This window comes from uncultured Victivallis sp., assembly GCF_944391105.1.
Classification (GTDB): Bacteria; Verrucomicrobiota; Lentisphaeria; order Victivallales; family Victivallaceae; genus Victivallis.
On the sequence record NZ_CALXSK010000002.1, the window covers coordinates 149392 to 171148 of the forward strand.

Sequence of the window (21757 nt, forward strand, 5' to 3'; positions counted from 1 at the left end):
TTCGATTTGTGCCGTTGAAAAATCCCCGGTGCACGCTATATTATCAGACGTTTGCAGTGATTTACTTCTTAGCAGGAGAACGAGGAAAAATGAAAGAATTGATCGGGAAGGCGGCCGTCCTCATCGAGGCGCTGCCCTACATTCAGAAATTCCGCAACTCCATCATGGTCGTCAAATTCGGCGGGAGCGCCATGGAGGATCCCGAACTCGTCCGCAGCACCATGCGCGACGTCGTTCTGCTCGAAGCGATCGGCATCCGTCCCATCGTCGTTCACGGCGGCGGCAAGGCGATCTCCGCCGAACTCCGGCGCCAGGATATCCCCGTCCGCTTCGTGAACGGGCTGCGCTACACCTGCGAGAAAACCATCAAGGTCGTCGACGACGTGCTCCATAATCAGGTCAACGCCGAACTCGTCAAGCTCGGCAGGGAGTGCGGCGGCCGCATGATCGGTCTCACCGGAAAAGGGATTCTGCACGCCGTCCGCACGAAGTCGGTCGACCCCGTCACCGGGGAACAGCAGGATGTCGGGTTCGTCGGCGAAATCACCGCCGTCAACGCCGCCCCGGTCATGGAGGCGCTCGAAGCGGGTCTCACCCCCGTTGTCACTCCGCTCGGCACCGGCATCGACGGCCAGACCTACAACATCAACGCCGATATCGCCGCCTGCAAAATCGCCGAGGCCGTTCATGCACGCAAGCTCGTGTTCCTCTCCGACGTCCCCGGCGTACTTGCGGACTGCAATGATCCGGATTCGGTCATCCCGACCATCCGGACCGACGAGATCGAAGGGCTCGTGCTGCGCCGGATTCTCTCCGGCGGCATGCTGCCGAAGATCAGGAGCTGTGTCGCCGCGCTGAATTCCGGCATCAACAAGGTTCACCTCATCGACGGGCGCGTGAACCATACGCTGCTGCTGGAGATCTTCACCGATCACGGTGTCGGCACCCAGATCGTCCGCCCCGACTCGGTCATGTGATGAACCGTCCGACACGGCCGGTCGTTCTTGCCGGAATCAAGCATTGCGGCAAATCCACGCTGGGCAGAATGCTCGCCCGGCGCTGGAATGTGCCGCTCGTCGACACCGATGCGGAACTCGAAGCGGAATTTGCCCGCCGCACCGGGCGTGCCGCCGGAACGCGCGAGATCTTCCGCGAACTCGGTGAGGAGGCGTTCCGCAAACTCGAGGCGGAGGTGATCCGGAGTCTGGCGGATTCGCCGGAGCTTCGGGTGATCGCTCTCGGCGGCGGAGTCGTTTCGAACCGTTTTGTGGAGCCGGAGACCCTGCGCCGTCTCGGACTCGGCGTCTGGCTCGACATCCGGCCGGAGATCGCCTATCCCCGCGTGCTGCGGCGCGGACTGCCGCCATTTCTCGCGTCGGCGGCCGATCCCGAGGCGGAATTTCTGCGCATTCACCATGAACGCGAGCCCGGATTCCGGGCGTTCGCCGAACTCCGCTTTCCGATCGAAACGGAACGGCCCGCACCGCAGGTTGCGGCAGAACTTGCCGAACAGATAGAGAAAGGAATCGATTTATGAGCGGTAACACATTTGGACGGCTCTTCCGGGTGACGACTTTCGGCGAGTCGCACGGGCCGGGACTCGGCTGCATCATCGACGGCGTACCCGCCGGAATCCGGCTCGATCCGGCGTTGATTCAGCGCGATCTCGACCGTCGCCGCCCCGGCCAGTCGAAAGTCAGCACCATGCGCAAAGAGGCTGATGAAGTGGAGATTCTCTCCGGCGTCATGAATGGCGTCACCACCGGCACCGCGCTTGCGATGCTGATCCGCAACACCGATCAGCGCAGTCAGGATTACGGCAACCTTGCGACCTGTTTCCGGCCCGGCCATGCGGATTTCGGGTATTTCAAGAAGTACGGCATCCGCGACTACCGCGGCGGCGGCCGCTCCTCCGGGCGCGAAACCGCCACGCGCGTCGCCGCGGGGGGCGTGGCGAAACAGCTGCTCGCTCATGCGGGGATTCGCATTCAGGCTTACACGATCCGGCTCGGAGGGGTCTCTGCGAAGAAGATCGACCTTGCCGCGGTCGAGTCGACGATCGTGCGGTCCGCCGATCCCGAGGTCGCCGACGCGATGATCACGGCGATTCGAGCCGCTCAGAAAGAGATGGACAGCGTCGGCGGCATCATCGAATGCCGTGTCGACGGCGTTCCCGTCGGCCTCGGGGAACCGGTTTTCGACAAACTTGACGCGACGATTGCCCATGCGGTGCTTTCGATCGGCGGGATCAAGGGAATCGAATTCGGCGCGGGATTTGCGGCCGCCGATCTGCGCGGCAGTCAGAACAACGATCCGATCACGCCGGAGGGATTTGTCTCGAACAACGCGGGCGGCATCCTCGGCGGAATTTCGACCGGGGAGCCGATTCTCTTCCGTGCCGCGATGAAGCCCACGAGCTCGATTGCGAAAGAGCAGCATACGATCAACGAAGCGGGCGAGGCGGTCACGATCAGTGTTCACGGCCGCCACGATCCCTGCCTTGTTCCGCGCGCGGTTCCCGTGGTCGAGGCGATGACCGCGCTCGCGCTCGCCGACGCGCTCCTGCAGAACCGCTGCGCGCGGCTCTGACGGGAGGAGAGGGGAGGGGAACGGAATTCAGCGTTCCTCTTTCTCTCTGCTGGTGATGGTTTTGTGAATTGCGGCACGTTCTTTCTTATCCATCGCCATCAGTTTTTCGAGCAGCTGAGCCGCTTCGCCGGCAGGTTGATTTTCGCCGTTCTCCCAGGCGTTGACTTCCTCTTTGCTCACGCCGAAGAGCTCGGCGAACTGCTGTTTGGTGAATTTCAGTTTTCGGCGGAGTTTGACAATTTCGCTTCCGCCGTTCTTTTGCTCTTTTTTCGCCTTTTTTCTCTTTTCCGGGGTGGGTGCAGCGGGCGTACTGATCTGCTGTTTCAGCAGTTCGAGTTCCTGTTGCAATGCGGCGACCGTCTCAAGCAGCGGCTGAACGGCGGAAGCGACCTCTTTGCGGATCTGTCGGGAAAGTTTCTCACTGTTTTTTTCTTTATTCTCCGGCATTTTCGACTCCTTTGTCAGCGATATTTCGAGAAGAATGCCACCTGCCGGCGGCTGTTGTTTCAGATTACATCCGTTTCCCGGCAAATGCAATATTCTTAACAAAATTCTAACAAAACGCTAATCGACTTTTCGATAAAACGGGGAAATCAGAGCAGTTCCGCCAGACGGGCCGGATAGGTCGTCTCGCGTCTGAGGCCGAGACCGTAAGTCAGGCTGTCGCCGAAACAGACGATCCGCCCAGTCGGCAGCGCGTAGTTCCGGATCGCGGCGGCGGCGCATTGCGCAACCGCCTCCGCCCCGGCTTCGGTCAGGTGAAGCCCGTCCCGGACGCCGCTGTTCGCGGGATTCCGCAGATACGACTCCCGCTCTTCCCCGATCGGGCGGCTTTTCACGACCGCTTCGAAGTCGGCGAGCGGCAGCCCCAGGGTGTGCAGAAACGCATTGACCGGCGCGAGCCGCTCCGCCGGACTCTCCGGATAAGCCGCCACTCCCGGAAACTGTTCGACCAGATAGGGAACAAACTGCGGCGGCAGAGTCCCGATCAGCACTTCGGCTCCAATGGCTTCAATCCGTTCGAGCAATTCGCGGTAATTCTCCTCGAATTCCGGCAGTTCGAGCGTATGACCCGGATAGAGCCGGTCGTTGACTCCCGCCCAGAGAATGATCAGCTCCGGCGCGCGCATGGCGACGTCACGCTGGAATCGTGCGAGAAGTTCCCGCGTCGTGTTTCCCGGAGCTCCGGCATTGAAGACGCGGACGGTCATCACTCCTCCAGGCGGCGAAGTGCTTCCCGCAGAATCGGTTCCGTGTCGGACGTCGCGATGCGTGCAGCTCCGAGTTTCCGGGCGGCGAGCAGGGCATCGAGCGTGTCGATCGTGCCGGCCGCCTCGACCTTGATTTCCGGCCGGGCGAGGCGGCGCATCAACGCGAGGTGCGGAACGGTCGCCCCCGTGCACACATACTCCCCGGACTCCTGCTTCTCAAACCCGAATCCGGTGGAAGTTTTGATGTACGCGGGGGAGATTTCGTTGCAGACGCCGCAGAGCTGTTCGATCATCGCGTCGCAGAGGAACCCGGTTTCAAACGTCACTTTGAGCTGTGCGCCGCGCGCGGAGACGCAGGCGTTCACCCCGGCGATCTCATCGCGGACGAATCCCCATTCTCCGGAGCGCACCTTGCCGATGTTGATCACCATGTCGATCTCCTCCGCGCCGCAGTCGACGGCCCGTTTCGCCTCGTTGATCTTGAGTGCGGTGGAGACTGAGCCGTGAGGAAAACCGACGACGGTTCCGGTTTTGATGCCGGTTCCGTCGAGCAGTTTTGCGGCGGTTTCGACGAAACAGGGTTTGATGCAGACGCTCGCGCAGTTGCATTCGACGGCGAACGCCATGCCGCGGATCAGCTCTTTGTCATCGAGCATCGGATGCAGCAGCATGTGATCGATCATCCGCGCGAGTTCCTCAAAACTCCATTCGGGCATGGCGTGTTCTCCGTCAATCCCGGATGACGTCGAGGATCACGACGTTCTCGGTCGGCACGTCGCGGTGCATACCGCGCGAACCGGTCGGAACCGCAGCGATCGCGTCGACCACATCCATTCCTTCGACGACTTCGCCGAAGACGCAGTAGCCGAAATGCTGCGGGGTCGGGGCCTTGAAGTCGAGAAAGTCATTGTCGACGAGGTTGATGAAGAATTGCGACGTCGCAGAGTCAACGATGTTCGTGCGCGCCATGGCGATGGTGCCGCGGCGGTTCGAGAGCTGGTTGTCGGCCTCGTTGGTGATGGGGTCATTGGTCGGTTTCTGGACGAAGTCGGTGGAGAACCCGCCGCCTTGAACCATGAATCCGGGGATGACACGATGGAAGATGGTCCCCTTGTAGAACCCGGAATCGATGTAATCGAGAAAATTTTTCGTAGTGATCGGCGCCTCTTCCTCGAAGAGGTTGATTTTGATGTCGCCCTTGCTGGTTTTGAGAGTAATCATGATACAGGCTCCTTGTGTTTCTGCTATAAGATAGTTCACTTCCGGTGAAAATCAAATGTCCGCCGCAATGCTGTTTCGAGATCGATTTGCGGGACGAGGCCGAATTCCTGCTCCGCCCGTGTGAGATCGGGCACATAACGCGGCGTGGGGCCGTCTCCGGGAGTTCCGAGAATCGAAATTGGCAGTGCCGGTGTCCGGAGTTTCGCGCAGAGGGTTGCGAGTTCCGCGATCGATACGGCGTGTTTGCCTCCTACATTGCAGATACTTCCGGGAGCTCCGGTTTCGAGCAGCTTCCACAGAAAGCGGACAAGGTCATCTGAATGCAGATAACTGCGCAGCGGCCGTCCGTCGCCGCGGATGACGATCGGCCGGTTCTCGAGTGCGTCTCGGAGGAAATTTCCGGCGGCGAAGTGGATATCGAGCGGCAGATAGGGGCCGATGAATGCGAAGCAGCGGGCGATGACGGTCGGGATGCCGGATTCAAGGCAGAGTTGTTCCGCGGCAAGTTTCCCTTTCCCGTAGGCGGTGACCGGCCGGCACGGATGGGTTTCCGCAAGTCGTTCGCATTCCGGCTCCTGTGGGCCGTAGACTGCCCCGGAACTTGTGAACAGCATGCGCTGGACGCCGCTCTTCCGGCAGAAATCGATCACATGGCGTGTCCCTTCCACGATGATGGAATACATCTCTTCCGGATTTTCCTGTTCGAGAGTGGCACTTGCCGGAGTGGCGGCGTGGATGACCTCGTCGAAAGGCGTGGTGGGGAACGTGAAATTCCGGACATCGCCCTTGAGAAAACGAACATGCGGCAGTGCGGAGAATTCCGGGAATTTCAGAAGAAACCGCTCCGGATTCCGGGACAGGATCGTCAGCTCGCATTCCGGGTGCGGCTGAAGCCGCCACGCCGCGAGCAGGCTTTTTCCGAAAAAACCGGTTCCCCCGGTGATGAAGATTCGTCGAGGCATATTGTTTGACTTATTCGTCGAAGTTGATTTTTTCTTCCTCAATGGCGAGCGGTTTATTTTTGACCTGGGTCCAGATTGCCCCGATGTATTCTCCGAGAATCCCGATGAAGATCAGTTGGACCGCTGAGAAGAAAAACAAGCCGATCACCAGCGGAGCCAAGCCCAGTTGGAACGTATCCCAGTACAGCAACTTGTAAACCAGGTATCCGAAAGCTGTGAGTAAGCTCAAAAATGCCAGAACAAAACCGCAGAAAACCGCCAGCCGCAACGGCAGTTTCGTATGATTGACGAACCCGGTCATCGCGAGGTCATAAAGGGTAAAGAAATTATTCTTGCTGCGACCGAATCGGCGTTTTTCCTGAATAAAGGGAACTTCGACTCTTGAAAACCCAATTTCCGCTACCAAGCCCCGGAAGTAAGGATAAGGTTCATGAAAGCGTTTGATCGCCTCGACGAATTGTTTGTCATAGAGGCCAAATCCCGTAAAATTATGAAGTTGCGGCGTGTCGGAAACTTTTCCGATCAGCCAGTAATAGAACCGTCTGACCATGAACATGAGGGGCGATTCTTTGCTCTCCGGTTTAACGGCGCAAACCACTTTTGTTCCCTTCTCCCACTCCTCCAGAAAACGTTCAATCATTTCCGGTGGTTCCTGCAAATCAGAACATATTGTGACCACCGCATCACCATTGGCCTGAAGAAACGCATTGTAGGGCGAACGGATGTGCCCGAAGTTGTTGGAATTGAGAATTACTTTGAGTCGTTTGTCTTTCCCCGCCATCTTTCTCAATAAATCCCGGCTGCCATCAGTGGAATAGTTGTCAGCGATAATCAGTTCAAACTCATACTCTGGATGTTTGGCAAAAACAGCCTTGATTCTTTCCCAAAGCTGTTCAAGATTTTCAACTTCATTGAAACAGCTTGAAACAACTGTTACTTTTTTCATTTCAGTACTCCTGCTCTTCCCTCGGCCGACAGGCGGAAAGAATTTGACCTTTCCACTTTAATTTTTCCAGTTGCTTGCGGATTTGCTGTTCATACAATACAGATGAGATCATCACAATTGTTTTTTCTGAATTTTCTGTCATCAGCATTTCTGGAGAGATAATCGGACACCCGTCAACGTTTTGTCCAACTTTCTTCGTGTCAACTTCAACTATTCCGGCAGGTCGAGCAGACAGTTTATTTCTCAAAAACCATTTTGCGTATGCTCCGCACCCCCAGAGAAAAAATTTCTGTTGCGTGTCCGGCGCATCCGGCAGAGTTTGTGCTTTTTTTTGTGACCATTCAATATATTGGCTGACCGGGATTGCGGTATTGCTTTTCGGAATACCGAATGTCCCGTCGTTTTTTTGACGTTTTTTCTTCTGTACCAGCAGTCGGCAAATTGGATTCTCCATCCCTTCCACAGGGAAGCAGGTCTCGGCTTCTTCCGCTAATACTTCAAATCCCATGGAACTCCAGAGATTCCGCATTGAATTCAAATCAAAGTGATTGATATGCTCCATATCGAAAAAATAATACGGTGCATGCGGAAACAATGCATAACGTGAGGCATCGGGCACCTCTACTGCGATCATACCATTTGGAGTGATTATTTTGCTTAATTGTTTTACCGCTTCACGCAGATTAAAGACATGTTCCAAAACATTTGCAACAATAACGAGTTCAAATTGGTTAGTGGAGTTTAAAGATTTGATATCCGAACACACCGCATCCATTTTTAATTGATGCCTGATAACTTCCACACATCCCGGAGATGGTTCAATACCTGTCAGATTCTGAAAACCATTTTCCCTGAGAAAACGCAGCAGTCCTCCTTTCCCGCAACCGACGTCAGCAATGATTAATTCCGCATTCAGGAAGGGGGAAAGCCACTTAAGTAGTTTATGGTAACGAATACGGTCAATCATTGTTAGTCCCCCGGCTCCTCCGGTCCCGGAGGAAGTATATTTTGTACAACTGCGGTAATATTGCTCGAACAGCCCCTCATCTGCATCAAGGTCATCATAGACAAAGCCGCAGTTGTTACATTCAACGATTCGGTAACTTTCGGGAAGAATGCAATGTGATTCCCGGGCAAAATCCATTGTTTGCAGGAATTTAACTTTTTTTCCCGTGCAAACGGGACAGGTTCTTTGGGCAGATTCCATTTGATTACCACCTAAACTATACTCAGGTTTTCCGCAAGTTCTTCGCGGCTCAGGAAAGGAGCGAGGTCCTCCATCGGCTTCGAGACCATCCGTCCGTCCGGCAGCGCCTCCGAGGCGAGGCGGGGCGCGCTCGGAACTGACGGGTCCGTCATCACTTCGCAGATCACCGCTCCCGGACGCTCGAGCACCGCCCGCACCTGGCTGTCGAGCTCTTTCGGCGACGCAATCCGGACAAAATCCAGTTGATAGGCTTTTGCAATCCGCTCCAGATCCGGCAGCGTCAGCCCGCTGGCCGGATTGCACGCCACCAGATGTCCCGCAAAACGGCCGTTCTGCATGTTGTAAATCGAACCGTAGCCGTTGTTGTTCAAGACGAAAAGTTTGACCGGAAGATTCAGCCGGTGCAGCGTTTCGAGTTCCTGAATGTTGTGTTGCAAGCCGCCGTCGCCGACGATCCCGACCGTCCGTTTCCGTCCGGAAGCCAGGCAGCCGCCGAGCGTTGCGGGCAGACCGAAGCCCATCGAGCCGAGGCCGGGCGTGTTGTGAATCCGTACACCGCTCTTCACCTTGACCGCCTGCATGGTCACCTCCGCGCAGGCTCCCGAACTGCCCGGAATCAAGATGTCACCCGGTTCAAGCTGATGCGACAGCACTTCTACGAGGTGATAGAGATTAACCAGCTTCTTCGACTCGTCGCAATATTCCGGCAGAATGACAGGGTAACGTTTCTGCCACTCTTTCGCCCGATTCAGAAATGCGGCGCACGGCAGCGCATCCGGCCGTTCCGCCAGCATCGCCCGGATCACTTCTCCCGCATCCATCGCGAATTTTCCGGCGAACGGCATGTTCAGCTTGTCGATCTCGTGAATGTCGATGTCCACCATCAGCTTGCGCGCGTTCGGAGCAAAGTGCGGGTGATTGAACCCGGTCTGGCAGAGATCGAGCCGCGTCCCCAGAATCAGCAAACAGTCCGCCGTCTGCTGCACAAAGTTCGCTCCGCGCTGCGCGATGATGCCGGGACGGCCGACGAAAAGCGGATGATCCTCCGGCAGAAAGTCCGCTGCTTTCCAGCTGGTCAACACCGGAATCTGCAGCCGTTCCACAAGTTTCAGAAAATCGTCGACCGCTCCGGCGGCCCGGATGCCGTTCCCCGCGTACACCGCCGGACGATGCGCCTGGCGCAGCTCTTCGAGGATCGTCACGGCCGCCGTTTTGTAATCCGGTTCGGCAGCAGGTTCCGGCGTGAACCCGGTGAGACGGTCCGGATCGATCTGCGCGCCCTGAACATCGAGCGGAATGTCGAGCCAGACCGGACCTCGCCGCCCGTGCTGCGCAAGATAGAGCGCTTTTTCCAGCTCCAGCCGGATCGACTCCGGTTCGGTCACGCACTTCGCATATTTGATAATGGGGGCGACAATCGCAGTGATGTCAACCTCCTGAATCCCCATCTGCCGGACGCCGAGGCCGGTCATCCGGTCCTCCCGTTTCGCCTGCCCGGAGAGCACCAGCAGTGGCGTCGAGTCGATCCATGCCCCCGCCACTCCAGTGATTGCATTCGTCGACCCGGGCCCGGTCGTGACCAGCGCGATTCCGAGTTCGTTGTTGTTCTGCGCGTAAGCCTCCGCCGCGATTGCGCAGGCCTGTTCGTGGAGATTGCAGACGAATTCGAGCCCGGGCTGTTTCCCCAATGAATCGACCAGATGCATGCAGCCGCCTCCCGGCAGCATGAAGACGTGGCGGACACCGGTGTGTTCCGCAAGATACCTGAAAATGTAATCCGAAACTTTTTCCATTTTATTGTAACGACTCCCCGTTCAGAAGTTTTTCCCAGACCTCTTCCGTTTTCCGGTTCCGTGCCGCGTTCCATGGCGCGGGAAACGCGATTGCCTCCGCTCCGGCAGACCGGGCGGATTCCAGATTTTTCTGCGTGTCATCGATCAGAATGACTTTTCCCCGGAATCCCGCAAGCACTTCTCCTTTCGTCTGCGCGTAGGCAGGCAGCACACACTCCGGCCGCGCCGACGGTACGAAGTGGAAGCTCCGGATCCACTCTCCGAAGTGTTTCATCACCCACGCCGCCGAAACGGATGCGAATTTCCGCGGCGTCGCCGTCACCGCCGCGTGCCGGAACCGTTCTCCGTATCGGCGCAGAAACGCCAGAACTTCCGGCGCAGGTTCGAGTTCTGCGTACTTTTCCGCCCGGAAGCGGTCGAGGCTTTCCAGGTACTCCCCGCGACTGATCCCGAGCAGCCGGTCGGGGGGATTCTCTCGCAGCATCTCGTAATCAATCCCCGGAAATTTCCCCCGGTTGTGTTCAAACCAGCTCCGTGTCAGGCAGTTTAAAACATCATCCACATCCCACGCCACCAGCGGGCGTTCATCGTTCATCGCACCTCTCCGTTCAGCCAGTCGGCGTAAAAGGTCAGATAAGTTTTCCGCGAGGCGGTTCCTTTGATCGCAGGGTCGTCGTAGAAAGAATCGTCCTTGTAATGCGTGGTCGAAATTTCCTCCAGCACCGCCCCGGACGGGCTCGAGAATTTGTGTGCCGTCCCCCGTTCCACCACGACGATCTCCCCGGCATGATAGAGCTTTTCCACGCCGTTCAGCGTCAGCGAGAGGTCTCCGTAGAGAATGTGGAACGTCTCCTCCTTGCGGTGGTGGGTGTGGGTCGGATTCTCCTGCCCCGGCAGCAGCAGAATGATCTTTTTGCAATACTCCCGGTTCACGCAGGTGATGATCGTGCAGCCGTATTCGTAGAAGCGGTCGATCCCGTAGTGGTGCGAGAGTTCGAGCTCAAGTTTGTCCTGAAGATGGAGCCCGCTCTTCCGGAGCAGTTCGCTGATCTGGCGGACTGCCTGAAGCACCTTTTCCCGGTTGTTCCGCACTTCGACGATCTCTTTCCGGATCGGCGCGCCCGCCGGGATCTCCTGCTTCGCCGTCAATTCGAGATATTTCGACAAGTCGTTGGCCACAAACTGATCCGGCTGATTCGGAATCGCGTAGAAGAGCAGCTCCGGCGTGAGTTTCTCGCCGGCGGCGATCGATCGTCTGGCAAATACGCCGCGCTGAAGTCCGCGCAGGTCGGCGCGCTCTTTTTCCGACACCGGCCGCCGCATGCCGGAAACGCCGCACATCGCATACGCTTTCCGCGCCGCTTTCAACCATTCGCGGATCTGTTCCGGAGTCGACGAATAGGCATTGAGTTTCCACGCTTCCGTTGCGACGCCGACATGCCGTTCCAGCACGACAGCACCTTTTGCCACCGCCAGCTTGACCGGGTCGAAATCCCCCGGTTCCTCGTGGGTGGAGAAGCCGACCGGCACGCCAGGATAACGCTGCCGGAAGAAGTCGATCTGATTGAGTTCGAGCTCCGCCGCGGGGGTCGGGTAGGAGCCGACACAGTGCATCAGGCAGAATTTTTTGTCGCGGTGCTGGAGAAAATTCACCACGTTGTCGATCTCTTCGAGTGCGGCGCCCGCCGTCGAGATCACGATCGGTTTATCGGTCTGGACCACCCGTTCCAGCAACGGCCAGTCGTTGCAGGAGCAGCTCGCGATCTTCAGGTATTCAAAATTCTGCTCGACGATCCGCTCCACCGAGCGTTCGTCGAACGGCGTGCACATCGAGTGGAAGCCGAGCTGTTCCGCCTCCTGCTTCATCCGCAGGAAATCCGCCTCCGACAGCCGGGTCTCGGAGAAACGTTTGATGTATTTGAGGTCCATCCGCTCCCGGTAGTCCGGATGGATGAATGTATCCAGATCCCGGTACTGGAATTTGAACGCAAAGCGGAAATCGGGAAAATCCCGGATCACTTCGCCGAATGCCCGGATCACGTTCAGCCCGTGCTCCACGTTCCCCATATGGTTATTGGCCAGTTCCAGGATGATCAAACGATCGAAAAGAGTATCTTTCATGGTTGTTCTCCACCGTTCGCGTTGCAGAAACTCCGGATTTCCCGGATCATATAGTCGAGTTTTTCGCGGGTCATGCCGGGGTAGACCCCGATCCAGAATGCGTCGTTCATGAGCTTGTCCGTGTTCGTAAGCGCCCCCGATATCCGGTAGTCAACTCCCTCTTTCAATGTCTCGAAACATGGATGGCGCGTCAGATTCCCCGCAAACAGATTCCGGGTCTGGATTCCGTGCCTCTCCAGGTGCGCAACCAGTTCGTTGCGCGTGAAATGCGCTTCCCCGGTCAGCGTCATCAGAAAGCCGAACCACGACGGTTCCGATTCAGGTTCCGCTTTGAACAGCGACAATTCCGGCAGATCTTTCAGCTGCTCGTACAGATAGTCGAAGTTTTCCCGCCGCCGCCGCGTGAACTCATCGAGCCGCGCAAGCTGCGCACAGCCCACCGCCGCCTGCAGATCCGTCGCCTTCAAATTGTAACCGAAGTGACTGTACACATATTTGTGATCGTACCCCTCCGGCAACGTCCCGAATTTCCCCGTGAACCGGTGACCGCACCGGTTGTCTTCGCCCGAAGCGCAGCTGCAGTCCCGTCCCCAGTCCCGCAGCGACAGCGCGATCTTCGCAAGCAGCGGATCGTCCGTGTAAACTGCTCCCCCTTCGCCCGTGGTCATGTGGTGCGGCGGATAGAAACTCGATGTGCCGATGTCTCCCCACGTCCCCGTGAGCCGCCCCGCGTATTTCGACCCGAGCGCATCGCAGTTGTCCTCAATGAGCCACAGATCGTGCCGTTTGCAGAACTCTTTGACCGCATCGATTCTGAACGGATTCCCGAGCGTGTGCGCAAGCATCACCGCCCGCGTCCGCTCCGAAAGCGCCGGCTCCAGCTGCGTGACGTCCACGTTCGCCGTCGCCAAATCCACATCCACGAAGACTGGAATCGCCCCGAACTGCACGATCGGCGCCACCGTCGTCGGAAAACCCGCCGCCACCGTGATGACCTCGTCCCCGCGCCGGATCCGCCTCTCCCCGAGCAGCGGCGAGGTCAGCGTCATGAACGCCAGCAGATTCGCCGAAGATCCCGAGTTGACGAAAAGCGCCCTCTTCAAACCGAGAAACTTCGCCAGCCCCGTTTCAAATTCGCGCGTATACCGTCCCGCCGTCAGCCAGAATTCGAGCGCCGCATCGACCAGATTCGTCATCTCTTCCAAACCGTAGACGCGCCCCGCATAATTGATCCGGCTTTTCCCCGGTTCGAACGCGGAGTCCTCCTGCGTTTGTTTCGCTTCGCAATAGTTTTTCGTCAGCGCGAGAATCTCTTCGCGCAATTTCATCGCATCCATACGACTCCCCTTTCCGCGGCGGCGGCGAGGTATCCGTCGAGATCCGCCGCCGTGTCGACCGCTCCGGTCTCATAAAAATCCCGATACCACTCCGCTGTCCGGCGGATCGCTTCCCCCGCACTCCATACGCCGTGCCAGTGAAGTTCACGCTCCGCTTTCGCGCAGTCGAGCTGAAGCAGTTTCGTTTCGTGCGGCGCATCCGGCTGCGGCGCAAACCGGAACTCCACCCGCGGCCAGAAGCGTTTCATCTGCGCGGCGACTTCCCCGACCGTCAGCGCGTCGTTTTCGGCCGGGCCGAAATTCCATCCCGTCGCCGCCTGCGTCTCTCCCTCGAAGAGCCGCTGCCCGAGCAGCAGGTAGCCGCCGAGCGGTTCGAGCACATGCTGCCACGGCCGCACCGCGTCGGGGCTGCGCAGCGGTTCGCATTCCCCGCGGGCCGCGGCGCGCACCAGATCCGGAATCAGCCGGTCCGCCGCCCAGTCGCCTCCGCCGATCACATTGCCCGCCCGCGCGGTCGCGAGCAGCGTCCCCCCGCGGGTGAAGAAGCTGTCGCGGTAACTCGCCGCCAGGAGCTCCTGACACGCCTTGGAGGCGCTGTACGGATCGTATCCGCCGAGCGGATCCTCTTCGCGGTGTCCGCGGGGAGATTCGTCGTTCCGGTAACATTTATCGCTTGTGACGATCACGATCGCCCGGGCTCCGCCGGTCGAACGGAGCGCCTCGAGCAGATTCACCATTCCGCCCACGTTCACGGCGAACGTCAGTGCCGGTTCCGCATACGACTTCCGGACCAGCGGTTGCGCTGCGAGGTGAAAGACGATTTCCGGCCGGAAATCGCGCACGATTCCGGAGACATGTTCCGCGTCCCGCAGATCGCACCACTCCGAACGCAGTTCCGGTTTGAGCAGATTGTAATGGGAAACTTCCGTCTCCGGCGGCAGCGCGATTCCACACACCTCCGCGCCGAGGCGGCGCAGCCACATCACGAGCCAGCTCCCCTTGAACCCGGAGTGGCCCGTGACGAGCACCCGTTTCCCGTTGTAAACATCGCCGAACACCCGCTCACCTCTGCCAGTGTTTCGTCCAGGGGGCGCTGCCCGAATTCCAGAGATCGTTCAGGAGCTTGTGTTCGCGCGGGGTGTCCATGCACTGCCAGAACCCGTTGTGGCGCAGTGCGGCAAGCTGGCGGTCTTTCAGAATCTCCTGCATCGGCCGCGCTTCGAAGTAGCAGTCCGGACGCCCTTCCAGATAGCGGGAGACGATCTCCCGGTCCGCCACCATGAATCCCCCGTTGATGTAACGGCTGCTGGAAATCGGTTTTTCGGCGAATCCCTCCACCAGATTCCCCCTGAATTTCATTTCGCCGAAGCGCCCGTCCGGATGAACGGCGGAAAGAGTCAGAAGTTTGCCGTTTTTTCGATGAAACGCGAGCAGTTCCCCGATGTCGAGATCCGAAACCCCGTCGCCGTAGGTGAGGAAAAACTCCCGGTCCTCCGGCTTCAGATAACGCGAAGCCCGCAGAATCCGCCCCCCGGTCATGGTTTCGATTCCGGTGTCGGCGAGCGTCACCTCCCAGTCCGCCTCGAACGTTTCACCGTGGTAGGTGATGCCGTGATCTTTGCCGAGACGCACCGTGATGTCGGTCGAACGGGCGTGGAAGTTCAGAAAATAGTCGATGAACTCCTCGCGCTTGTAGCCGAGGCAGAGAATGAAACGCTTGACTCCGAACGCGGCGTATCCGCGCATGATATGCCAGATGATCGGCTGCTCCCCGATCGGAACCATCGGTTTCGGCAGCAGCTCGGTCACTTCCCGCAGTCGAGTCCCCTGTCCGCCGCAGAGTATCATCGCCGGCGGCATCGGTTGTTGCGATTCTGTCATGCCGTATCCTTTCCTTAGTGCGGGGGTAATGTATCATCTTCCCGGGAAAAAGTCAACCGCTGCATTCCCACCCCGCAAAAAAAGACTCCCCGTTCCACGGCGGAAGGGAGAGTCTTTGACTTCTCGGCAGAAGGGAGAGTCTTATTTCTTCAGCTGGGCCTTGGCCTTTTCCCAGACATCCTTGCCGACGAAAGCGGTCAGGCTGCGGCCGTCCGCCGTCTTGCCCTTGAACGCATAGCGCTTGCGGCCGGCGTCGCCGAACGTCACGCAGTCGAGAACATCAGCGCTGACCTTGGCTTTGGCCTTCACATCGTAAAAATCATGCTTCATCGTTCAACTCCCTCCTGTTTGTTGTGGTGAGCCGTGGTAACTGTGTGTAATTATACTTAACGTTGCTCATAAAATCAAGCTCAAAACCGGAAAATCAGTCAAAAAAAACGAATTTTTCTCTGTTTGACTCTTTATTTCAGTCAAAAACGCCGGTTTCAGCGCTTGAATGCCACGGCCCGAAGCCGTCGGTAATCGACGATGAACTCACTGCCGTTCCAGAGCAGCGGACGGCAGGCGGTCTCGACCTCCGTGAGGATCTGCTCCTGCACCGAGGCGCTGAATGGTTCAAGATCGCTCTTCAGAAAACGGCACACCCAGTGACGAAGTCCGTCTGCTCCGCCAGGCAGCGGCGTCTGCCGGTCGAATTCGAGCACGCGCTCCGGCTCAAACCGCGCCGCTTTCAGCCGGTCGAAGAACTCGTCCGGGGTCGGGCAGTAGAACCGTTCGCGGTATTCCCGGCCGTGTCGCGCGCTCGCAGCCGCAAACGCCTGGCGCATCGTGGCGATATTGCTCGCCGCACCGAATTCGCATACGAGCTTGCCGCCCGGCTTCAGCGCCCGGCGGATCTCCGCAAGCAGGTGGTCCACGTCCGGAATCCAGTGAAACACCGAATTCGAAAACACCGTGTCGAACTCTTCGTCGTAGGGCAGCTCGAGCGCGTCGATCTCCGCGAACATGAGTTCCGGATGGCTGTAGCGCGCCTTGACGATCATCTCCGCCGAGTTGTCGATCCCGAGTACGTCGGCCCCGTTCGCCGCGAGCACCGCCGTGAGGTCGCCCGTCCCGCAGCCGAGGTCGAGAATCTTCTGTCCCGGCGAGGTGTCCACGTGCACCATGAGCGTTTTTCCGTATTCGGAAATGACGTTGGTTTCAGCCGGTTGTGTCTGATCTTTCCTCTCCATCTTTCCTCCCCGTCACTCTTCCAGAGTATGATTGATCGCATTGACGATCGCGCGGATCGCCGCGAGATTGATGTTTCTGTCGATTCCGGCGCCGTAGATCATCCGCCCGGAATTGTCGCGAATCCCGACGTAGGCGGCCGCCTGCGCCGTCGCTCCCCGCCCGAGCGCGTGTTCGCTGTACTCCTCGAGCTGGAACTCCGGAATCGCCCCGCATTTGTGCAGCGCCGCCGTCGCCGCTTCGATCGGCCCGCCGCCGACTCCGGAAACCGCGTAGAGTACGCCGCGCGATTTGAGTTCGAGCTCCACGCCGGTCTTGTCCGGCTCTCCCGGAACCGGCCGCTGGATTCGGAATCCCTCGAGCCGGATTGCCGCTCCCGCCGGTTCGAGAATCTTCTCGCGGAAGATCCGGTAGACCTCCGCCGGCGTGAGTTCGCGCCCGGTCGTTTCCGCCTCGCGCTGGACGGCGAATGCGACCATCGGCTGCATCTCTTTCGGCAGCCGGATTCCATAGACGTACTCGAGCACGTAGGCCACGCCCCCTTTGCCGGACTGGCTGTTGATCCGGATCAATCCGTCGTAACTGCGCCCGAGGTCGGCCGGATCGATATGCAGATAAGGCATCTTCCACCCCTGGCCGAAGAATTCGGCGATCTCCTCCCGGCGCGCCATCCCCTTGCGGATCGCATCCTGGTGAGTGCCGGAAAACGCGGTGAACACGAGCTCCCCCGTGTACGGCGCCCGCGGACTCAACCGGATGCCGGATGCCTCCTCGATGAACCGGACCATATCCGGGAGACGGGAGAAATCGATCCCCGGCTCGATTCCGCGCGACTTCAAGTTCAGAGCGAATGTGACCAGATCCATGTTGCCGGTGCGTTCCCCGTGGCCGCAGAGAGTCCCCTCGACCCGTTCCGCTCCCGCAAGCACGGCCATTTCGGCGGCGGCGACCGCGCACCCCTGGTCGTTGTGGGTGTGGACGCTGATCGTCGTATGATCCGCTCCGGAGTAGCGGCGGAGGAACGCTTCGATCATGTCGGCATACTCGTAAGGGGCGCGGCGCTCGACCGTCGCGGGGAGATTCAGCACGAAATCGCGTTTGTCGCGCGGGCGCCAGACTTCGCGGACCGCTTCGGCAAGTTCCGTGACGAAACCGAGATCGCTGTCGGAGAACTCCTCCGGAGAAAATTCGTAGCGAACCTGATCGCGCATTCCGGCGGCCTCAACCTGTTCGGCGATCATGCGGGTGCCTTCGACGGCGGTGCGCATGAGTTCCTCCGGTGTTTTCCCGAGCACGAATCTGCCGTGCAGTTCGCTTGTGGCGATGTAGCAGTGGACGGTCGCGGCGCGGACGCCCGCGATCGCCTGGATCGTGCGTTCGATCAGGTCCTGCCGGGCGGCGGTGAGCACATTGATCCGGACGCCGTCCGGGATCTGCCCGTCTCCGATCAATCTGCGGACGAACTCGAACTCCTCGGTCGAGGCGGCGGGATAGGCAACCTCGATTTCGCGGAATCCCATCTCGCAGAGCATGCGGAAGTAGCGGAGCTTGGTTTCGACGTTCATCGGGCGTGCGAACGCCTGATTGCCGTCGCGCAGATCGACCGGCACCCAGATCGGCGGGGCCGTGAGGCGCCGGGTGGGCCAGACGCGGTTTTCGATTTCGATTGGTCCGGGGGCTTTGTATTTCGGATACGAATTCATACTTGCTTTCTCCAGTTCATTCATGCGTTTTGCGGTTTGAAAATTGCGCTTCGACGCAACCGGAGAACGGGAAGACGGACGCAGAACGGCGCTCGAAGCAAAGAAATGGGAACTCCGCCGATCCGGTCCGATCCGGGAAGGTGTCGCAGTGCGTCTTCACTCGGCCTGATCGGCGCTGGTAAGTCGCAGCAGCAGGGAGGAAAGCACGGGCGCAAAAAAACGCGGGGCGGCATTTTCAACGCCGTTCCGGATTCCTGCATCGGTTTTTCTCGGGAACGTTTCCATCGTGCTTTCCTGTATTCCTTGAAAATTATTATATCACTTTTCCGGCCGGAATCAAGCCGCTTTTTCAAAAAAAAACGATATTTCGCGCAGGACGAATTGCGTCAGGGGGAAGGGAAACGCTCCTGTTCATCCCTGCGTACTTGGTGAGGGAGAATGGAAAAACGCGGGTCCCGGAAACATTGCCGGAACCCGCGCTCCACTTAAAGTGCGCCGCTCTCCTTAAGCGTTTTGATCAATTGCGGGATGTCCGCGCCCGCTCCTCCGGTTTTCCCTCCGGGAACAAGTTTTTCCAGCTGGGACGGGATATCGTCGTTCGGGTTGAGTTTCCCCCGGAAATTCGGATCGACAATGCGGCTTCCCCGGCCTGTTTTCGCAATGGCTTCGGCGTAAGCTCCCCAGAAAAGATTGTCGGACAACATCCACGATTTCTGGCGGCTGCGCAGTGTGAGCGGCGTCTCTGCCACGATCAGGTTGTCATGAAAATTCACCTTCTTCATCTGGATCGGATCCGCATCCCCCTTGCCCCAGTTCGCAATCAGGAACACCGCCTTGGAGTTATCAGGAGAAATGACCGTGTTGTTATGGATGTCGATGTCGTCCAGATTGTTCCAGAGCGTGAAGACCGACATCCCGTCCGAGATGGAGAGATTGTTGCGCACCGTCGCCTTCCGGTTCAGCGTGTCCGCTTCCCCGCAGATCAGAATGAATCCGCCGCAGTTGTGGAAACTCAGATTGTTCTCCATCAGGGTGTTGAAGTTGTTTGTGTCCACATCGAATCCCTGTCCGTCGCCGTTGCCCTGATGTTTTGCCGTGAACGCGGCGATGTTCCCGGAAATGACCGCGTTGTCGCAGCTCCACGGCCAGATCGCCACGTTGGCCTCCCGTGCCGTCGCCGCTGCCCGGTAAACCACGTTGCCCGTCACCCGGACCCCGTCGCACGCCCACGGCACGATGCCGTCTCCTCCGATGTCGCTCAGGCGATTGCGGGAGATCCGCACCCCAGTGCTCGGGAACCAGTGTGTGCGCAACGCATGCGGCCACACCTGAAAGACGATTCCGGAGCGGCCTGTGTGCCGGATCGTGTTCTCCTCGATGACGAGATTGTGGAACCGGCTCGGTTTGCGGCTTCCGTCGATCTTGACGAGAATGCCGCCGCTCTCCTTGGCGTTCTGAGGTCCCTCCACATCGTGAATGTTCAGATTGTGGATACGGATGTTCTTTGCGATTCCGTAATTTTCCAGTTCAAGGGTCAAGCCGGTCTGGCGCCGTTTCCGGGCGTAGGGCGCGAAGAACGGATCGTCCCGGGTCAGCTTGATCTCTCTGCCGGGGAGTGTTATTTCAGTGACGTTCTCCGGAATCGTCTGCGTATTGACCAGTTCGAGTTCCCCGATCTCCCAGTGGCTCTGGTTCTTCAGCCGGACGGCGTAGAGCACGTCTTTCACCGCGATGAGCGGGAGCTTGCCTTCTCCCCGGGCGTCGAGCCGGATCGGCGCATCCGCGCTGCCGCTGCCGCGCAGTTCGAGCGGAACATGCCAGACCGAACCCCGCTGAAGCCGGATCTGGTCGCCCGGCGCGAAAATCGTGGAACTGACCTTGTCCAGCGATTTCCAGGCCTTGTCGGGCGCGGTGCCGGGATTCGCGTCGTTTCCCTTTTCCGAGTCGACAAAGTAGACGGTTTTCCCGGGGGAGCGACGCCACATCGGAATTCTGACCGTGAACGGTTCCGACCACTCCGATTCCGCACCGTGCGACCGGTTTTTGACCCGGTAACGATAGGTCTTGCCGGGCTCGACGGCTGCGTCGGTGAAGGTGTGGAAGCCCGGCTGCGCTTCGCCGAGCGGGCGGAATTCGCCGTCCCCTTCGGCGCGTTCGACTGCGGCGCCGCGGCTGTTGTTGAGGTAGTTTCCGAACCGCAGCTGTGCGAGAAATGGGGTGCTGTCCACGTCGATGCCGCTGATCTGCGGTTTTTTCGGCGCGTCGGCGATTTCCGGAATCGGCCGGAGTCGAATCGTGTAGTTGTCGACGCCGACGGCGGAGCCCTTCGCCCCGTAACACCAGATGCTGATCTGCGTCAGATCCGGGGCGACCGGGAAGAGGGCGGTGCACTTCCGGTCGGTTCCGGTTTCGGAGAGCGTTCCGTAAACCTGTCCCGCGAAGCCGTTCCGGTCATTGAGCGTGATCTGCAACCCCGGTGTCCCGTTTTCCGGAACGTTGCGGAACCGGGCGGAGACTTCAACCCAGCCGGTTTCGTCCCGATTCCATCCGAGATTCCGGGTGAAGCCTCCGTCGAGAATCTCCACGTCGCCGCGCCGGCTCCGTTCCGATTCCGGCACGACTGCGACTTTCCCCCAGACCCGGTACGGCGCGAGCTGATTGGCCGTTTTCCATGGAAACAGATCCGTCGCAGTGCCCGGCAGCACGAGAAAAAGCAACGGAAGCAACAATAAAACATGAATTTTCACAGGCACAAACTCCTTAAGATGGTGATTTCAACCGTTTCCCGACCTCCGCTCAACTGCCCGTATACGGCGGATTCGGATCCGAGGCGATGTGCCAGCCCCAGAAGTCGTGGTGCTGTGCACTGTACCGCGCATTATCCCAGTGGTAGTCGGCGAACAGCACATTGGTTTTCCCTAGGTGGGGATAGTTGCGTTCCAGCGTCCAGGCGGTGTAATTCGAGTCCCAGTAATTGACCGGCTTGGAGGCCCCCCAGTCGTTCTTGTAGTAGCGCGTCGGCTCATTGTCCTCGATCAAAAACACGTATTTCTGCGGGTTCTTCAGGATGGATATCTTTTTGCCGCCGAGCTTCCAGCCGTTATAGCCGGGCATGTTGTAGGAGACCAGCGCCTGCGAACTGTTCGTCTGGAACACCGGGCAGCGGTAGACCTTCTGCGGCGTCAGATAGTTGTTTACGATAAGGCCCCGCCACCAACCTTTGTTCCACTCCATCAGATACCCCTTGTTGTCCTCCACATAGAGCGAGGAGGCAAGTCCGATCTGTTTGTAGTTGTTGATGCAGGCCGTCTCGCGCGCCCGTTCCCGCGCCTGATTCAACGCAGGCAGCAGCATCGAGGCCAGAATCGCGATGATCGCGATCACCACGAGGAGCTCTATCAAGGTGAAGTTGAAACCCACATGTTGTTTTTCCATACGATGCTTCATTCAGAATCCTTTCTTCTAGAGATTTTCTTTCCAGAGCCAATTTCAAAAAGATTGGCTTTTTCCTGTAAATAACTCTTTTTCTCATGTGCCAAGCCCATCTTGACACATC

General features: G+C 58.6%; 22 protein-coding genes. 3 read left to right on the forward strand and 19 right to left on the reverse strand.

The window, feature by feature from the left end; genetic code table 11:
- The first annotated feature begins 89 nt into the window (after window positions 1-89).
- From argB to aroC, 3 genes are read left to right on the forward strand one after another with little or no spacing between them, the layout of a single operon-like run.
- A complete protein-coding gene (gene argB / locus Q0K10_RS01685) occupies window positions 90-977 on the forward strand; it encodes an acetylglutamate kinase (protein WP_294502321.1) in 888 nt (295 codons plus the stop codon).
- The gene (locus tag Q0K10_RS01690) at window positions 977-1537 is read left to right on the forward strand and encodes a shikimate kinase (protein WP_294502323.1); all 561 of its coding nucleotides are present in this window, start codon (window positions 977-979) and stop codon (window positions 1535-1537) included. Before argB ends, Q0K10_RS01690 begins: the two co-directional genes overlap by 1 nt.
- On the forward strand, window positions 1534-2589 hold the full coding sequence (gene aroC, locus Q0K10_RS01695; protein WP_294502324.1) for a chorismate synthase: 1056 nt from the start codon (window positions 1534-1536) through the stop codon (window positions 2587-2589). Before Q0K10_RS01690 ends, aroC begins: the two co-directional genes overlap by 4 nt.
- A 27-nt stretch (window positions 2590-2616) precedes the next feature.
- Here aroC and Q0K10_RS01700 read toward each other — a convergent pair whose 3' ends face one another.
- The 19 genes from Q0K10_RS01700 to Q0K10_RS01790 all read right to left on the reverse strand — a co-directional run bounded on the left by Q0K10_RS01700 (window position 2617) and on the right by Q0K10_RS01790 (window position 21648).
- Window positions 2617-3036, reverse strand: a complete 420-nt coding sequence (locus Q0K10_RS01700; protein WP_294502327.1) for a helix-turn-helix domain-containing protein — start codon at window positions 3034-3036, stop codon at window positions 2617-2619.
- A gap of 146 nt (window positions 3037-3182) precedes the next feature.
- The gene (locus tag Q0K10_RS01705; RefSeq protein ID WP_294502330.1) at window positions 3183-3800 is read right to left on the reverse strand and encodes a GDSL-type esterase/lipase family protein; all 618 of its coding nucleotides are present in this window, start codon (window positions 3798-3800) and stop codon (window positions 3183-3185) included.
- Entirely contained in the window at window positions 3800-4516 is a 717-nt protein-coding gene (gene deoC, locus Q0K10_RS01710; protein WP_294502332.1) for a deoxyribose-phosphate aldolase, read from the reverse strand. The genes Q0K10_RS01705 and deoC overlap by 1 nt, the downstream gene beginning before the upstream one ends.
- Window positions 4517-4529: 13 nt before the next feature.
- Window positions 4530-5021 (reverse strand): peptidylprolyl isomerase, encoded by a 492-nt coding sequence (locus tag Q0K10_RS01715; protein WP_294502334.1) that lies wholly within the window; start codon window positions 5019-5021, stop codon window positions 4530-4532.
- Between the two features lie 35 nt (window positions 5022-5056).
- Complete coding sequence (locus Q0K10_RS01720) at window positions 5057-5983, reverse strand: NAD(P)-dependent oxidoreductase (RefSeq protein ID WP_294502336.1); 927 nt, start codon at window positions 5981-5983, stop codon at window positions 5057-5059.
- A 10-nt stretch (window positions 5984-5993) separates the two neighbouring features.
- Window positions 5994-6929 (reverse strand): glycosyltransferase family 2 protein, encoded by a 936-nt coding sequence (locus Q0K10_RS01725; protein WP_294502338.1) that lies wholly within the window; start codon window positions 6927-6929, stop codon window positions 5994-5996.
- A 1-nt stretch (window position 6930) separates the two neighbouring features.
- On the reverse strand, window positions 6931-8136 hold the full coding sequence (locus Q0K10_RS01730) for a class I SAM-dependent methyltransferase (RefSeq protein ID WP_294502340.1): 1206 nt from the start codon (window positions 8134-8136) through the stop codon (window positions 6931-6933).
- An 11-nt stretch (window positions 8137-8147) separates the two neighbouring features.
- Window positions 8148-9929 carry a thiamine pyrophosphate-binding protein gene (locus Q0K10_RS01735; RefSeq protein WP_294502342.1) on the reverse strand — a complete coding sequence of 594 codons (1782 nt, stop codon included), beginning with the start codon at window positions 9927-9929 and terminating at the stop codon, window positions 8148-8150.
- Between the two features lies 1 nt (window position 9930).
- The gene (locus tag Q0K10_RS01740) at window positions 9931-10524 is read right to left on the reverse strand and encodes a hypothetical protein (protein WP_294502345.1); all 594 of its coding nucleotides are present in this window, start codon (window positions 10522-10524) and stop codon (window positions 9931-9933) included.
- Complete coding sequence (locus Q0K10_RS01745) at window positions 10521-12050, reverse strand: N-acetylneuraminate synthase family protein (protein WP_294502347.1); 1530 nt, start codon at window positions 12048-12050, stop codon at window positions 10521-10523. The genes Q0K10_RS01740 and Q0K10_RS01745 overlap by 4 nt, the downstream gene beginning before the upstream one ends.
- On the reverse strand, window positions 12047-13387 hold the full coding sequence (gene rfbH / locus Q0K10_RS01750) for a lipopolysaccharide biosynthesis protein RfbH (RefSeq protein ID WP_294502350.1): 1341 nt from the start codon (window positions 13385-13387) through the stop codon (window positions 12047-12049). Before rfbH ends, Q0K10_RS01745 begins: the two co-directional genes overlap by 4 nt.
- Window positions 13375-14445 carry a CDP-glucose 4,6-dehydratase gene (rfbG, locus tag Q0K10_RS01755; protein ID WP_294502353.1) on the reverse strand — a complete coding sequence of 357 codons (1071 nt, stop codon included), beginning with the start codon at window positions 14443-14445 and terminating at the stop codon, window positions 13375-13377. Before rfbG ends, rfbH begins: the two co-directional genes overlap by 13 nt.
- 4 nt (window positions 14446-14449) lie before the next feature.
- Complete coding sequence (locus Q0K10_RS01760) at window positions 14450-15268, reverse strand: glucose-1-phosphate cytidylyltransferase (protein WP_294502356.1); 819 nt, start codon at window positions 15266-15268, stop codon at window positions 14450-14452.
- Window positions 15269-15409: 141 nt separating this feature from the next.
- On the reverse strand, window positions 15410-15598 hold the full coding sequence (locus Q0K10_RS01765; protein WP_294502359.1) for a hypothetical protein: 189 nt from the start codon (window positions 15596-15598) through the stop codon (window positions 15410-15412).
- Between the two features lie 155 nt (window positions 15599-15753).
- Window positions 15754-16500: a trans-aconitate 2-methyltransferase gene (locus Q0K10_RS01770; RefSeq protein WP_294502361.1), complete on the reverse strand. Its 747-nt coding sequence runs from the start codon at window positions 16498-16500 to the stop codon at window positions 15754-15756.
- Between the two features lie 12 nt (window positions 16501-16512).
- Window positions 16513-18201, reverse strand: a complete 1689-nt coding sequence (locus Q0K10_RS01775) for a 2-isopropylmalate synthase (protein WP_294502363.1) — start codon at window positions 18199-18201, stop codon at window positions 16513-16515.
- A gap of 156 nt (window positions 18202-18357) precedes the next feature.
- Window positions 18358-18486, reverse strand: coding sequence for a hypothetical protein (locus Q0K10_RS01780; protein ID WP_294502366.1), 129 nt, complete (start codon window positions 18484-18486; stop codon window positions 18358-18360).
- Between the two features lie 200 nt (window positions 18487-18686).
- A complete protein-coding gene (locus Q0K10_RS01785) occupies window positions 18687-20948 on the reverse strand; it encodes a right-handed parallel beta-helix repeat-containing protein (protein ID WP_294502367.1) in 2262 nt (753 codons plus the stop codon).
- 49 nt (window positions 20949-20997) lie between these two features.
- The gene (locus Q0K10_RS01790) at window positions 20998-21648 is read right to left on the reverse strand and encodes a type II secretion system protein (RefSeq protein WP_294502369.1); all 651 of its coding nucleotides are present in this window, start codon (window positions 21646-21648) and stop codon (window positions 20998-21000) included.
- Between the last annotated feature and the right edge of the window lie 109 nt (window positions 21649-21757).

What these genes read in the sequence shown, in the direction of transcription:
- argB (WP_294502321.1), top strand. Translation starts at nt 90, where the DNA reads ATGAAAGAATTGATCGGGAAGGCGGCCGTCCTCATCGAGGCGCTGCCC.
- Q0K10_RS01690 (WP_294502323.1), top strand. Translation starts at nt 977, where the DNA reads ATGAACCGTCCGACACGGCCGGTCGTTCTTGCCGGAATCAAGCATTGC.
- aroC (WP_294502324.1), top strand. Translation starts at nt 1,534, where the DNA reads ATGAGCGGTAACACATTTGGACGGCTCTTCCGGGTGACGACTTTCGGC.
- Q0K10_RS01700 (WP_294502327.1), bottom strand. Translation starts at nt 3,036, where the DNA reads ATGCCGGAGAATAAAGAAAAAAACAGTGAGAAACTTTCCCGACAGATC.
- Q0K10_RS01705 (WP_294502330.1), bottom strand. Translation starts at nt 3,800, where the DNA reads ATGACCGTCCGCGTCTTCAATGCCGGAGCTCCGGGAAACACGACGCGG.
- deoC (WP_294502332.1), bottom strand. Translation starts at nt 4,516, where the DNA reads ATGCCCGAATGGAGTTTTGAGGAACTCGCGCGGATGATCGATCACATG.
- Q0K10_RS01715 (WP_294502334.1), bottom strand. Translation starts at nt 5,021, where the DNA reads ATGATTACTCTCAAAACCAGCAAGGGCGACATCAAAATCAACCTCTTC.
- Q0K10_RS01720 (WP_294502336.1), bottom strand. Translation starts at nt 5,983, where the DNA reads ATGCCTCGACGAATCTTCATCACCGGGGGAACCGGTTTTTTCGGAAAA.
- Q0K10_RS01725 (WP_294502338.1), bottom strand. Translation starts at nt 6,929, where the DNA reads ATGAAAAAAGTAACAGTTGTTTCAAGCTGTTTCAATGAAGTTGAAAAT.
- Q0K10_RS01730 (WP_294502340.1), bottom strand. Translation starts at nt 8,136, where the DNA reads ATGGAATCTGCCCAAAGAACCTGTCCCGTTTGCACGGGAAAAAAAGTT.
- Q0K10_RS01735 (WP_294502342.1), bottom strand. Translation starts at nt 9,929, where the DNA reads ATGGAAAAAGTTTCGGATTACATTTTCAGGTATCTTGCGGAACACACC.
- Q0K10_RS01740 (WP_294502345.1), bottom strand. Translation starts at nt 10,524, where the DNA reads ATGAACGATGAACGCCCGCTGGTGGCGTGGGATGTGGATGATGTTTTA.
- Q0K10_RS01745 (WP_294502347.1), bottom strand. Translation starts at nt 12,050, where the DNA reads ATGAAAGATACTCTTTTCGATCGTTTGATCATCCTGGAACTGGCCAAT.
- rfbH (WP_294502350.1), bottom strand. Translation starts at nt 13,387, where the DNA reads ATGGATGCGATGAAATTGCGCGAAGAGATTCTCGCGCTGACGAAAAAC.
- Q0K10_RS01760 (WP_294502356.1), bottom strand. Translation starts at nt 15,268, where the DNA reads ATGACAGAATCGCAACAACCGATGCCGCCGGCGATGATACTCTGCGGC.
- Q0K10_RS01765 (WP_294502359.1), bottom strand. Translation starts at nt 15,598, where the DNA reads ATGAAGCATGATTTTTACGATGTGAAGGCCAAAGCCAAGGTCAGCGCT.
- Q0K10_RS01770 (WP_294502361.1), bottom strand. Translation starts at nt 16,500, where the DNA reads ATGGAGAGGAAAGATCAGACACAACCGGCTGAAACCAACGTCATTTCC.
- Q0K10_RS01775 (WP_294502363.1), bottom strand. Translation starts at nt 18,201, where the DNA reads ATGAATTCGTATCCGAAATACAAAGCCCCCGGACCAATCGAAATCGAA.
- Q0K10_RS01780 (WP_294502366.1), bottom strand. Translation starts at nt 18,486, where the DNA reads ATGGAAACGTTCCCGAGAAAAACCGATGCAGGAATCCGGAACGGCGTT.
- Q0K10_RS01790 (WP_294502369.1), bottom strand. Translation starts at nt 21,648, where the DNA reads ATGAAGCATCGTATGGAAAAACAACATGTGGGTTTCAACTTCACCTTG.